Origin of the sequence: Thalassoglobus sp. JC818, assembly GCF_040717535.1 — a bacterium.
In the GTDB taxonomy this organism is placed as follows: Bacteria; Planctomycetota; Planctomycetia; order Planctomycetales; family Planctomycetaceae; genus Thalassoglobus.
In genome coordinates, this window is record NZ_JBFEFI010000014.1 from 37452 (window position 1) to 49737 (window position 12286).

The window sequence follows — 12286 nt, forward strand, 5'->3', positions numbered from 1 at the left end:
TGCCAGCGCTCCGAATCTGACACGTCAGTGTGTCAATCGGCAGGATGAGATAGTCTGCTTCAATCTATGACGGTTATGAGGGTTAATTTGGTGACAGCGATTGTCCGCACGGCCGGGAAACTCTGCTCAAACTACGCAGGTTGACAGTCGGCAAACAGAAAAAGGCGACTTTCCAGGAACGGAAAGCCGCATCTTGATGTGTTAGTAAATCATTCCGGCGTACACGAAGTACCCGATTGATCCGATGCAGATCGGAATTCCGTAAGGCAAAAGAAGCATGCGTGGCTTTCGCTCAGCAGCGATCTCAGACAACTTGCGAGGGTCTTTGACTGTCAGAAATTCCATGATGATCATCAGGAAGTTTCCGTAGTGCTTGTCCCAGGCTCGTTTCCACAGAACCATGATGATCGCCATCACAGCTCCGACGACCACGGTCGCGATGAAGACATGCCAGGTGACCGTCGCGCCCAACCAGGCTCCGATTCCGGCCATCAGCTTAACATCGCCGGCTCCCATCCCGCCCACGGCATAGAGTGGCAGCAAGGTCAAGAGTCCCACTGTCATTCCCCACAGTCCGGCTCCGAGGCCATCGATTCCACCGACCCAGGCGCTGTAGGCCAATCCGGTGAAGACCATTGGGAAGGTGATCCAGTTTGGGACCTTCAGTTGTTTTCCATCAATGTATGCAGCAACGATCAGAATGACGCAAACCAGCTTCACATGCCAGTTTTCGAGGAGAAGTGTTTGCCAATCCATGTTTGCCGGCCTTTCAGTAATTATGAGGGGTTAAGTTTGTCCTCCGGGACTGGTCACAACGGAAAGGAATACAATGAATCCTCCAATCACGAATGGAATGACTTCCAACAACTTGATTGCGTCCAATTCAATCCAGAAAGGAATCATAATTCGATCCTGCAGTGTTGCGATCAGGCGATGAGCGTGGTGTTTCTTCAGGTTTCGCTAGAGTGACAGGAAGCCGCCCGGTCTGTTGTGTGTCGACCGGGCGGCCATCCATGTACGATTGCTTCGCAGAGAAGCGGCCTCGTCAAAGACTATGTGAGTTGGTCTTTGATTTGGTTGAACTTCGAAGCAGCGTTGGTACCAACTGCACGAATTGCAGTCAGACAAACGATGACGATCAGTGCGAGCATGACTGCGTATTCAACAGCAGTTGGACCGTCTTCAGAAACCAGGAATTTCTTTACGCTTTGAGCCAAGTTAGTCATTTTTCGTCCTCTCTCAGTTATTACCAATCGGGCTCTCACATCCGATTAGCAGGTGGATTAGCCCGTCCTCGAACTGACGAGGAACAGTCAGCCAATCCCGTTTCCCAATAGAAAGTTCTCAGTCGATCTGGTCAGCAACTGACAATTTCGCGAGACACGGAAACCTAGGTCAGAAATTCGGGCAGGCAAATTGTGCCTGTGAGAATTGGGAAAATTTTCAGAATTGTCCTGACAAATGGATTTTGAACCCCTGTTGCACCGAACCTGCATCTGAGATGAGTTCGTGACGAATTCGAGACTCGCTGCCTTCGAATTCCTGAATTTGGCCTGATACATTGGACGGGAATTGGCAAGCCCTGAGGATTCAGCAAGACAATGAAATCAAATCACCCGCTGTCACAAGCGTGGAATTCGCGACCGACTCGACATCCACAACGTGCGCAATTTCTTAGGCGATGCGATTCACTTGCTCAGGTCGTCGGCGTGGCTGCGATTCTGGTCGGCCATGGGCTGAGACGTTCAGGGCAGACATCTCCTGAATTCGGAGCTGTCGTGATTTTCGCAATGGCGCTGATTTCCTTCGGAATCGCCGTTCGCTTTCGCTGGAGCCTTGCTCAACAAAGCTTTTCCCGAAGACATCTCCCGACGGTGGCAGCCGCAGGTGTTTGGGGACTGGGGATGATCCTGGCCATCATCCTGGGCCCAATTCTTCCCGATACCAACGGGACAGGATTAGGCGGTGGCCGCTGGTGGGGGATGGTTCACCTGTCGGAGATCGTGCTTGGGCTTTACTCGATTGCCGGCATGGTTCAGGGAATCCGTCGACTCGCTGGGAATGGAGTGCAACCGACGTTTCTGCTGATTGGATCTTTCCTCGTGTTGATCACCGTGGGAACGGTAGCGCTCATGCTACCAATCGCTCGAAATCCGATCCCCGGCACCGATGACTCCGGCGCTCCGTTTAGTGTGGCCCTGTTCACAGCGACGAGTGCGAGTTGTGTGACCGGGTTGATCGTTGTTGATACACCGACGTATTGGAGCCGATTCGGTCAGATTGTCATTCTCAATCTGTTTCAAGTCGGTGGCTTGGGCATTATGTCCTTCGGGGCGTTCTTCGCTGTGATCGCTGGACGAAACGTTCGACTGAGCGAATTCGCGACGATGCGGGACCTACTTGCTTCGGGAAATGTGGGCAACTTCAGACGACTCGTCTTCGCTGTCCTCGGCACAACTTTCGGCGTCGAATTGCTCGGCGCGATTCTGCTGATGCCGTTGTGGGATCATCTCCCGTTCGGCGAACGATGCTTCATGAGCTTGTTCCATTCAGTGAGTGCGTTTTGCAATGCAGGGTTTGCCCTCACTGAAGACAGCTTCGTCGGGATGAGTGATCGATGGGAGGTCAGCGGGATCATTTGTACGTTGATCATCGTCGGCGGTCTCGGATTTTCCATTCTTTACAACCTTGTCGCTGTGGGAGCTTCCAAGTTGCGTCGGGTTAGGAAGAACGGAATCAATCGTCCCACACAACCACCAATTCGGCTGCGGCTGGATACGAAGTTAGTTGTCGGGACGACATTCTGGCTGCTCTTCGGCGGCACGGTGATGATTTTGCTTCTTGAAAGAACAGGCAGCATTTCCGATGAAAGTTTCTCTGTGGCTGATGCCTGGTTTCAATCGGTGACGTTTCGAACAGCTGGTTTCAATACGGTCGATTTGGGGGAACTTCAAACATCCACGAAGCTGATCGCCGTTCTGCTGATGATTATCGGAGCTTCTCCTGGATCTACTGGCGGCGGAATCAAAACGATCGTCTTTGCGGTCGCAGTCGTCGGGTTGCTGACCGTGCTGCGCGGACGAGAGAAGGTCGAAGCGTTCGGCAGAACTCTCTCCTCGACAACTGTGAATCGCGCTCTCGTGATTGTCTTTGTGTTCATGCTGACGGTCATGACAGCAACAATCTTGCTGGTGATCTTTGAACGCAAACCGGAATTGTTCCTGGATCACCTGTTCGAAGCGACCAGTGCCGTCGGGACGGTGGGAGTCTCGACAACCGTGACAGGGGAATACGGGGAAGTCACTTCAACTACCCAGTCGCTGTCTTATCCGTCGCGATTCGTCATTGTCGTCGCAATGTTTCTCGGCCGAATTGGACCGCTTACGTTACTCCTCGCACTCGCTGGTGAGGGTAAGAGTGCACGATACGACTATCCCGTCGAGCGGGTGACTTTAGGTTAAAGCACTCAGTACTTATCGACGTTCAGCGAACAATTAAATCTGAGTTCAGGCGAGACCCCAACACACCAATTGGTTTAAAGAGTAGAAAGCAACTGCGATGCGAAAAGCAGCCGTCATTGGACTCGGACGATTTGGAATGGCGCTGGCGAAAGATCTGGCTGCCTCAGGTGTGCAGGTGATTGCTCTCGACCGCGACGGGAGGCTCGTCAACGAAGTGAAAGACTTCGTCGATCTCGCCGTCCGTGCGGATGGGACCGATCAAGCTGTCCTTCAAAGCCAGGAAATCGACAAAGTCGATGTGTGCGTGGTAGCGATCGGCGAGCAATTTGAAGCAGCTCTGCTCGCGACCGTCATCGCCAAGCAATTCGGAATTCCCGAAGTGATCTGTCGAGCGCAAACGACGTTCCATGCAGAGATCTTCAAGAAGATCGGAGCGGACCGCGTCATTCAGCCGGAACAGCAAGCTGGCGAACATCTCGCTCGGCAACTTGCCAACCCGCAGCTGATTGATTTCATTCAGCTGGCAGACCAGTTCACTCTCCTGGAGTTTCCTGTTCCGAAGCAGTTTCAAGGAAAGACGATCGCTGAACTCGCGCTTCGTAATAAGTATCACGTTAACCTGGTTGTCATCCGCCGACTCATTTCTTCATCGACGGAGGAAGGTGAAGAGAAGAAATTCCGAACAGTCTTTCCTCGTCCCGATGAAGCTTTGCAGGCTGAGGACATTCTCGTTGTCGTTGGAAGCGATGAAGCGCTTTCACGACTGCCTCGTGAATAACTCTGCACTGTCACGACTTCCTCGTGAATAACTAAGCATTTAGATCGAGGGACTTAGTCGCCTTTCTTCAATGACCACTGTTCGTCGAAAAAGTCAGCAGCGACAATTTGTCCCGGCCAGCGTGCATTCGGCTTCGTACGTGTATCGATCACAGCCCAGTCCGGGAGTTTCGGAGTTTGACGGGCATTGTTGAGATAGTCGTATTCCCGATACGTGAATCCACTGTTCAAGACGATGTATCTGCTGGGGTTCTTCGGATTGGGGGCAATCATCGTCAGTGCGTGTTCAGCTGCGGCGTAGCTTTCGTCGCCGATCTGAATTCCTGACTCTCCCCATCCGATCGGAAGTTGCGGCATCAACTCGCTGATGAGGGAATTTGAATTTGGCGTTCCCCAGAGAATGAGGTTGTACTGAGCGTAGTCTTCTTCGGTGACGTCGACATCTTTCCGAATTCGAACATCCCCACGCATCTGTCTTCGCCATTCGTGAATCGCATGTTCTGATTCTTCTTTCACCCACTCTTCGACCGACGCGTTCTCATCCGTTCCGGTTGGCAGGACGAACAGGAATGGACTCATGAAGGCATCGTCGATGGGGCCTTGCAGTCCGGGTTGTTTGCTGATGGTTGTCGAATGTTTAGCAGAAGAAGTTTCATCGGGTGTGACGTTCGTCCATTGATCGCCGTCAAGCCGATAGCAACTTGAGAACGACCAGTCGGATCGCGGGTGAGTCGTTGGGAGGGATTGCCCATCAATGACAATCGAGACCTCGCTCCCCTGTTGGAACGGGGACCATCCGGGCGGAAAGTCGATTTGAAACTCCGTGACTCCCGATGTCTCGATGTTGATCTGCGACGCATTCTGTTTGCTGTCGATTTCGTACTGCCCGTCGATCGTGCTCTTTTCCCAGTGCTCCTTCAGTCCAAGCAAAGAGAGCCACCCCATGCGGTTGTACTTCAACGTATATGTTGTCAAATGCACCTGATTGGGAAATCGTTCCCGTCCATGTTCAGCAAGTGAATCCAGAGCGACGCGCATCAATTGGTTGGAGTCCGGATGAATCTTGTGCTCGGTGTCCGGTCCGATCACGTGAACAAGATCGATCCCGACCGCTTCGCAAGCCGCTTCCATGATGTCTGCCGCTTGCTTTTGTCGATCGATCTCACCGCTGTAAGCAATCGTCGGAACCTGCATGAGATTTTTCGCGACGAGGTTACAGTCGTACATTCTCCAAAGCTTCTCTTCATACCAGGGTGGATTTAGCGTTTCCCCTTGAAAGGTCTTGAGAAAGTCTGGCGTTTCTGAGAAGCCAGCTCCGGGATTGGCAGCGAACCATTGGTCAGCGTAATGGACTGCGAATTGCCAGCAAGCTGCTCCTCCCATGGAGAAACCTCGAACAGAAATCCGGTCGGGGTCGATGGAGTATTCTTGTTTGACATGTTCGAGAGCCTCAAGGACATCGACCTCTCCAGCGAACTTGAACGCATTGGAGTAACGTCCGAACGGGTGCAGAACGATTCCGGTTTCCGGAGGATATTGTCCCGGTTGTCGAAGGCGTTGAGAGAGGAACTGCAATTCCAGTGATCGTTCTCCGCGACCGTGAAACCAGATATCGCAGCGTGCCGGAACAATGTGCTGCGTATCGTAGTTGTCAGCGATTTCCAGCCCATAAGGCTGAACAGTTCCGTCGAGACCGGAGCGAAATCCGCGAATGACCTGTCCTTTGGCGGTGGTCCAACTTGCGGTTCCGTTTTGAAGTTCGACAATGCGCTCGGATGCGAGATCGAGGAGCTGGTGGGCGTTCTTGAGGTCTCGTTCCTGATAGAATGAGTTCAGCGATAAAGCTTCATGAACAGCACGAATTAAGACTTCAACGTCGGGAAGAAGTTCTTGAGTCCGCGTATTCTTAGAGCTTTGCAACTCACTGAAGGCTACTTTGACTTTTGACAACTGAGTGGCCAGTGCTTGACGTTGTTCCTCCGAAAGCTCAATTCCTGGCGGAGGGACAGGACGGACGGATTCGACTGAATTGTCTTGCGGGCCATCTGCGAGCGAGACACTCACAAATGAACTGATCAGAAACTGGCTGGCAACAAGGAAGCCAACATAAACCGTCTGTCCGGCGGGAAGTTTGTGAATCATGAAGCCGTTCATCTTTCCAGGAGAGCGAAATGTCTCTGACGTGATGATTGAAAAGTCGACCGAGAATGATTTGTAAGGAGAGACGGGTCAAGCGTCTCGATCAACAAACCTCCTTGTGAGTGAGGTGTTGGACTTCTATCCTGTATGAATCGTGTTGCGAAATTTGCTGGCTTTCAGGCAATCTGAAACAGAGAGTGTTTGAACACCTGACGGTCAACGCAATCCTGTAAACTGCCAGCGAATTCCAACAGCGAGAAGATGCACCGGTCGCGAATGGGATTACTCGTTTCGGTGAGTAATGAAGGCCAAGGCGACGATCCTCGCTGATCGATCCGGAAGTCCCTCAGCCGACTGGCAATCACCAGTCATTGAACCTGTGCCGCACGAGCGGCGAACAACTTGAGAGTGATGACATGTCAAACCCTTCTGATTCTGATAAGCCTCAAACCGACAAGCCGCAGATCGAAGTGGTTTCTGACGAGGATTGGAAAGATCGAGTGAAAGCTGAGGATGCGAAACTCGATGCTGGCCGAGATGAGACCGCTGAAGTTGAAGCAAGCGCGGCCGCTGCTGATGGAGATGAAATCGACGAAGCAGACTTTCCACCAGCGACGTTCACGACACTTGTGCAGATGTTCGCGACGCAAGCATTCGCAGCGATGGGAATGATCCCCGGACCGGACGGCAAGCCGAGCAAAGATCTTCGTATCGCAAAGCACCTGATCGATCTTCTCGGAGTTCTGGAGAAGAAGACGGAAGGCCAACTGGACGACGAAGAAGGGCAACTTCTCGAACAAGCACTTCACGAATTGCGTATGATTTATGTCAGTGCTTCCTCGTCGGGGCAAAAGCCGTCTGCTTGAAACAAGACGGTTCCTTTTCATCGATTCGGGCAGGCACGTTCATTCGAGCGGTTGCAGTGTGTCTGTCGTCGAAACTCGATAAATGACAGTTTGAAGATTTCTCGCCAACTACGGGAATCATCGGTTTTGAGTAATCCCCCTCAACATTGGTCGACGCTGCTGGGGCCTGCGAACTGGTTTCGGATGTACTACCCGCCGCAGTGGGAACTGGATGAAAACGACGGAGTCTTTGCGTTACGTCCCCCAGACACTGATGCTTTTCTCGCGATCAATTCGATTTGGATTGACGAAGAGACATCGCGGCAGTTTCCCGCACTTCGCGACATCGTCGATCAGTTTCCAAAAGTTCGAGGAGTGAGGGCAGGGGCCGATTTTGAGTTTGATGCTGACGAAGCACTTTCCGGAGACGCGTCGCTGGAAACGCCGACGGGGTGGAAGCAAGGTCTTTTTGCGACCAGAAACTGGCGGAGCTGGTCGATGTGGTCGATCCGTCGTCCGAGCCTCATGCTCGTGATCACACTGCTTCACGATGGGCAACGTGATCCGGAACTCGAAAACCTCGCACGGATGGTACTGAACTCGCTGGAAGTCTCCGATGAACCGAGTGATCCGCCCGAAATCTTCGCCAAGCGTGCATTGGAGCTGGCCCAGTCCAAGTTTCCGCTTCTTGAGATTGAGCTCAGCGACGATTTTCAAATTCGAATCGGTTCGTCGATTTTGAGCCTCTCAAATTTCTATCGTGCATATTTGAGTCACCCGGAAGACTTCCAGAAGATACTTCTGCCTGCTTTGACGACAGCTGTACAAGTGCAGGGCTGGGGTGACAGCGAATCGTCGCCGCCGCTGGAAGTGGTGCGCGATCGAATCATGCCGATTCTGTATTCGGAATCCTCCTGGAGAAAGAACCTTCCCGGGATCGTCGGGAATCCGTGGATTGCTGGACTCGCCGTTTTATATGTGATCGATGAAGCCAATGCTTACTGGTATGTCCGGACTGATCTACGCGAACAGTGGAATCTGAGCGTTGATGAACTGCATTCGATGGCGATCGAAAACCTCGATGATTATTTCGAAGAATCACCCATGAAAATGGCGGTCGCCGAATCGGATGAAGGGGGCGCCACGATGATGATTCCCGATAAGCCGGACACCTATAATACAGTCCGTCTGTTGAGTGATCGGTTTCTCACGCGTTTACGCGACGTTGCACAGAGTGATCTCGCAGTCGGTGTTCCGGGTCGGGATTTGTTTGTTGCAGTGTCGATGAAGAGTCCGGAGATCGTCAGTAAGATTCGTCATCAGGTTGAACTCGACTACCAGAGAACCGATCATCCGCTGACGGACAAAATGCTGCTTGTGACAGCGGATGGTGTTTCTGAGTTGATTGGCGAAGCTGAGAATGATGACTGACGCATCAAAGTCATGGATGACACTTCTGGGGACCGGCACAAGCATGGGGGTCCCGATGATTGGGTGTGATTGTGCGGTCTGCACATCGACCGACCCGCGGAACACGCGAACTCGCACGGGCGTGCTGGTGGAGACCATTGAGGGATCATTTTTGATCGACACTCCGCCTGAGCTTCGCGAGCAACTGGTACAAGCTCGGATCAAAATGATCGAAGCGGTCCTGTTCACGCACGCGCATGCTGATCACATTATGGGGCTGGATGATCTGAGGATCTTTGGATTCAAGAGTAAGAAGGCTGTCCCGCTGCACTGTGAAGAGATTGTCGAAAAGACACTCCGACGTTCGTTTTCGTATGCCTTCGACGAGGAACTCGCGAAGACGTGGCACTCAAAGCCGAAACTCCGATTCGAACGCATTGGTCTCGACCCAATCGAGGTTTGCGGCCTCAAAATCCAGCCGCTGCGATTGATTCATGGACGGCTTCCGATTCTTGGCTATCGAATCAATGACGTCGCGTTCTGTACAGACGTGAGCGAGATTCCGCCGGAGACCTGGCCTCTTCTGGAAGGGCTCAAATTTCTCGTGCTCGACGCAATTCGGTACGAATCACATCCGACACATTTTAATGTCGAACAGGCACTTGAGGTGATCGAAAAGATCCGCCCGAAATTTGCCTATCTGACTCATATTTCGCATTCGCTGGATCATGAAACGACGAATTCTCAGCTTCCGGAGAATGTTGAACTCGCTTATGATGGACTGCGACTTCCGCTTTCTTGACGATCTTCCATCCTCCTGATCGGAAATTAGTCGGCCGATTTCTGCTGAGCATGACCAGAAATCCGTCGATACGTTTTGACCCTCCCCTTGAAGATTGCGGAATTGACCCGTCTGTAATCGAATTCACCGAATGTGATCGGAACTTTCTGCATCATTCGGGGTTCAAAGACAGGTACAAGCTTCCTTCCCCCAACATGGAGTTTGGTGTGCCGTCCTCATTGAATCGACGTTTCTTCCTCCAAACAGCTTCCCTTTCAATCGGCGGCTTGTGTCTCCCAAGTCTTTGGCAGCCCGGTGCTTTCGCCGAAGAGCTGATCCAGACTCCCAAGATGACGGAAGGTCCCTTCTACCCGGATAAACTTCCGCTTGATACAGACAACGATCTGCTGGTTTTGAACAACTCAATCACACCGGCAGTTGGTGAAATTGTTCACCTGACCGGAAAAGTGATGACGCCCTCGGGGTCGCCACTGCGTAATGCTTTTGTCGAAATCTGGCAGGTCGATAACAACGGAGTCTATCTGCACTCCGGAAGCGACAACGGAACCAACCGAGACACCAACTTTCAGGGCTACGGCCGGTTTCTGACGGATTCCACCGGGCGGTACTACTTCCGGACCGTTAAGCCGGTTCCGTATCCGGGCAGAACACCACACATTCATGTTGCTGTCAGTCGAAACGGCAAACGTGAACTCACCACACAGCTGTTAATCAATGGCCATCCTCAAAATCAGCAAGATGGTCTCTTCCGAGCGATCCGTGATCCATTCCAGCGAGAATCCATTCTCGTTGACTTCAATCCGATTCCCGACTCCACAATTGGCGAGCTGAGCGCGAACTTCGATCTTGTTCTCGGGGTCACTCCTGATGAAAAGATCGAAGAGATCAAAGGCGGAATCGCTCCCCGGCAACAGGGTTAGTTTTCGCCCCGAACAACTCATTCAGTTGAAACTTCTTTGATGCCAGAAAACTTCCCGATGTGACTTCGCAAATTTGCATTTGCGAACGAAGCATTGCTCGGAAGAAGTCTGTTTTTTGCAAGGTTTGAGAAACCGTAAACGCGACCAGTTGCGCTGAAGGTACGCGCTCACCACGGTTGATCTGTTTCCTGTCGGGAGAAGGGTACGTGTGGAGCTATGTTGATTCGTTCATGTTCGAATGTTCAGAGTTAAGAATTTCCGTTCTCTTGTGAGAAAGTGCCGGAAAAGATTGGGATAAATCGGGGCGAAATACGTATATCACCATAGAGCTTTTAATACACAGCTTCAGCAACCTCGCACAGAGAGACGTTGATCTATTGAATTGATCTGTTCGCTTGATGTTGCTGACGAGCACTCCTTGCTCGACCGAATTCCCTCCTTATTTTTCTCTTATTCTACTGCTTCGAAGAGGTGTTGAGATGACTTCCCATGTGTTTGCAGCCGTTGCCGGTTTTGTGGTTGCATTGTCAACCATGGACTGGATTTCCGAGTTTCGTACCATCCTGATGTCAGGCGGCATTGGTTTGCTGGTCCTTGGAATCGTGGCTTGGGGGCTGACCGTCCGTAAGCAGCGACGACGTCAGTTCCTGCAATTGATGTCGGAATACGCAGACCGCCACGCTGCTGCCTGATTTCCGATGATGTCACACGACTTCGGTCGTGACATCAATGCGTAAAGAAGAAGCCGGAGGAAATTCCTCCGGCTTCTTTTGTTTTGAGATTCAGTTGCACAATCTAAATTGCCAACGGGCTCGAGCAATTCGTCCTGACGTGGTCACCGAATCAACGATTACTCAGCCCCGTTGGGTTGAATGATGACTTTCATCGCTCCGGGTTCTCCCTGATAGAGACGATCGAAATAGCCGGGGCCTTCTTCCAGCGATGCTTTCGCTGTGATGAGCGGTTCGACTTTAATGTCACCCCGTTCGAGGAGATCGATACATGCCGGGTATTCGCCATTCGAGGCACAGCTTCCATAAATCGAAAGCTCTCGTGTTACAATGGCTTGCAGCGGCATTTCAACTTTGGGAGCCAGATTTCCGACGAGAGTGATTGATCCGCCCTTACGTGTGGCTTGAATGGCGGTATCAATCGTGGCAGATGCGCCGACAACTTCAATCGCCGCGTCAGCGCCCTTTCCATGAGTGAGGTTCTGAACCTGCTCGACCACGTTGCCATCTTTAGCGTTGATGGTGACGTCTGCTCCGAGTTCTTTCGCCAGCTTCAATCGATTGTCATCGAGATCGACAGCGACGACTTTCGCGCAGCCTTTGAGTCGAATTGCTTGAATGACCAACAGGCCAATCATTCCACTCCCGACAACCAATGCAGTATCGCCGAGGGAGATTGGAGTGCGATTTGCGGCATGCACAGCGATGGAAACCGCTTCGATCATCGCTGCGTGTTCGAATGGCAGGTTCTCTGGAATCTTGTAGAGGATGTTTTGCGGAACAGCGACGTATTGAGCAAACGCACCGTGCCGACGGTACTCTCCACAAGAGACACCCAGCACGGTGCGGTTGTCACACAGGTTGATGGAACCTGATCGACAGAACTGGCACTGTCCGCACGAAACTGTCGAGTCGAAAGTGACACGATCGCCGATGTTGAATCCTTCGACTTCCGGTCCGAGTTTCGTGATCACGCCAGCTGCTTCATGCCCCATGATTAGCGGCGGAATGCGCCTGCCGCTGCTGCCATCGTATCCGTGGATATCACTTCCGCAGATTCCACAAGCCCGAACTTCAACCAGTACGTCACGATCCCCGATTTCTGGTTCAGGCATTTCGGTGACTTCGAGGTGTTTGTATTCAGTGAGCAGCATGGCCTTCACGGCGTTCTCCTTGGTTGAAATCGTCGATCCAATGGATC

General features: G+C 52.1%; 11 protein-coding genes. 7 read left to right on the forward strand and 4 right to left on the reverse strand.

Annotated elements, in window-relative coordinates; genetic code table 11:
- Window positions 1-201 precede the first annotated feature (201 nt).
- Both AB1L42_RS22360 and AB1L42_RS22365 read right to left on the reverse strand, forming a co-directional pair.
- On the reverse strand, window positions 202-756 hold the full coding sequence (locus AB1L42_RS22360) for a prepilin peptidase (protein WP_367061860.1): 555 nt from the start codon (window positions 754-756) through the stop codon (window positions 202-204).
- A 296-nt stretch (window positions 757-1052) separates the two neighbouring features.
- The gene (locus AB1L42_RS22365) at window positions 1053-1226 is read right to left on the reverse strand and encodes a Flp family type IVb pilin (protein WP_146507670.1); all 174 of its coding nucleotides are present in this window, start codon (window positions 1224-1226) and stop codon (window positions 1053-1055) included.
- 375 nt (window positions 1227-1601) lie between these two features.
- Here AB1L42_RS22365 and AB1L42_RS22370 point away from each other — a divergent pair, with 375 nt between their 5' ends.
- Both AB1L42_RS22370 and AB1L42_RS22375 read left to right on the forward strand, forming a co-directional pair.
- Window positions 1602-3461 carry a potassium transporter TrkG gene (locus AB1L42_RS22370; protein WP_367061863.1) on the forward strand — a complete coding sequence of 620 codons (1860 nt, stop codon included), beginning with the start codon at window positions 1602-1604 and terminating at the stop codon, window positions 3459-3461.
- A gap of 97 nt (window positions 3462-3558) precedes the next feature.
- Window positions 3559-4239, forward strand: coding sequence for a TrkA family potassium uptake protein (locus AB1L42_RS22375; protein ID WP_367061866.1), 681 nt, complete (start codon window positions 3559-3561; stop codon window positions 4237-4239).
- Window positions 4240-4292: 53 nt separating this feature from the next.
- On the opposite strand, the gene AB1L42_RS22380 is transcribed toward AB1L42_RS22375, so the two are convergent.
- Window positions 4293-6380, reverse strand: coding sequence for a prolyl oligopeptidase family serine peptidase (locus AB1L42_RS22380; protein ID WP_367061869.1), 2088 nt, complete (start codon window positions 6378-6380; stop codon window positions 4293-4295).
- Between the two features lie 413 nt (window positions 6381-6793).
- Here AB1L42_RS22380 and AB1L42_RS22385 point away from each other — a divergent pair, with 413 nt between their 5' ends.
- The 5 genes from AB1L42_RS22385 (at window position 6794) to AB1L42_RS22405 (ending at window position 11046) form a co-directional block, all read left to right on the forward strand.
- Window positions 6794-7243 carry a DUF1844 domain-containing protein gene (locus AB1L42_RS22385; protein WP_367061871.1) on the forward strand — a complete coding sequence of 150 codons (450 nt, stop codon included), beginning with the start codon at window positions 6794-6796 and terminating at the stop codon, window positions 7241-7243.
- Between the two features lie 126 nt (window positions 7244-7369).
- Complete coding sequence (locus AB1L42_RS22390; protein ID WP_367061874.1) at window positions 7370-8653, forward strand: DUF1444 family protein; 1284 nt, start codon at window positions 7370-7372, stop codon at window positions 8651-8653.
- On the forward strand, window positions 8643-9434 hold the full coding sequence (locus tag AB1L42_RS22395) for an MBL fold metallo-hydrolase (RefSeq protein WP_367061877.1): 792 nt from the start codon (window positions 8643-8645) through the stop codon (window positions 9432-9434). The genes AB1L42_RS22390 and AB1L42_RS22395 overlap by 11 nt, the downstream gene beginning before the upstream one ends.
- Window positions 9435-9640: 206 nt before the next feature.
- A complete protein-coding gene (locus tag AB1L42_RS22400; protein WP_367061880.1) occupies window positions 9641-10354 on the forward strand; it encodes a protocatechuate 3,4-dioxygenase in 714 nt (237 codons plus the stop codon).
- Window positions 10355-10833: 479 nt separating this feature from the next.
- Window positions 10834-11046: a hypothetical protein gene (locus AB1L42_RS22405; RefSeq protein WP_367061883.1), complete on the forward strand. Its 213-nt coding sequence runs from the start codon at window positions 10834-10836 to the stop codon at window positions 11044-11046.
- A 158-nt stretch (window positions 11047-11204) separates the two neighbouring features.
- On the opposite strand, the gene AB1L42_RS22410 is transcribed toward AB1L42_RS22405, so the two are convergent.
- Window positions 11205-12248 carry a galactitol-1-phosphate 5-dehydrogenase gene (locus AB1L42_RS22410; protein ID WP_367061943.1) on the reverse strand — a complete coding sequence of 348 codons (1044 nt, stop codon included), beginning with the start codon at window positions 12246-12248 and terminating at the stop codon, window positions 11205-11207.
- Window positions 12249-12286: the final 38 nt, after the last annotated feature.

Excerpts from the sequence above, each read along its gene's own strand:
- AB1L42_RS22360 (WP_367061860.1), bottom strand. The coding sequence starts at position 756 with ATGGATTGGCAAACACTTCTCCTCGAAAACTGGCATGTGAAGCTGGTT.
- AB1L42_RS22365 (WP_146507670.1), bottom strand. The coding sequence starts at position 1,226 with ATGACTAACTTGGCTCAAAGCGTAAAGAAATTCCTGGTTTCTGAAGAC.
- AB1L42_RS22370 (WP_367061863.1), top strand. The coding sequence starts at position 1,602 with ATGAAATCAAATCACCCGCTGTCACAAGCGTGGAATTCGCGACCGACT.
- AB1L42_RS22375 (WP_367061866.1), top strand. The coding sequence starts at position 3,559 with ATGCGAAAAGCAGCCGTCATTGGACTCGGACGATTTGGAATGGCGCTG.
- AB1L42_RS22380 (WP_367061869.1), bottom strand. The coding sequence starts at position 6,380 with ATGATTCACAAACTTCCCGCCGGACAGACGGTTTATGTTGGCTTCCTT.
- AB1L42_RS22385 (WP_367061871.1), top strand. The coding sequence starts at position 6,794 with ATGTCAAACCCTTCTGATTCTGATAAGCCTCAAACCGACAAGCCGCAG.
- AB1L42_RS22395 (WP_367061877.1), top strand. The coding sequence starts at position 8,643 with ATGATGACTGACGCATCAAAGTCATGGATGACACTTCTGGGGACCGGC.
- AB1L42_RS22405 (WP_367061883.1), top strand. The coding sequence starts at position 10,834 with ATGACTTCCCATGTGTTTGCAGCCGTTGCCGGTTTTGTGGTTGCATTG.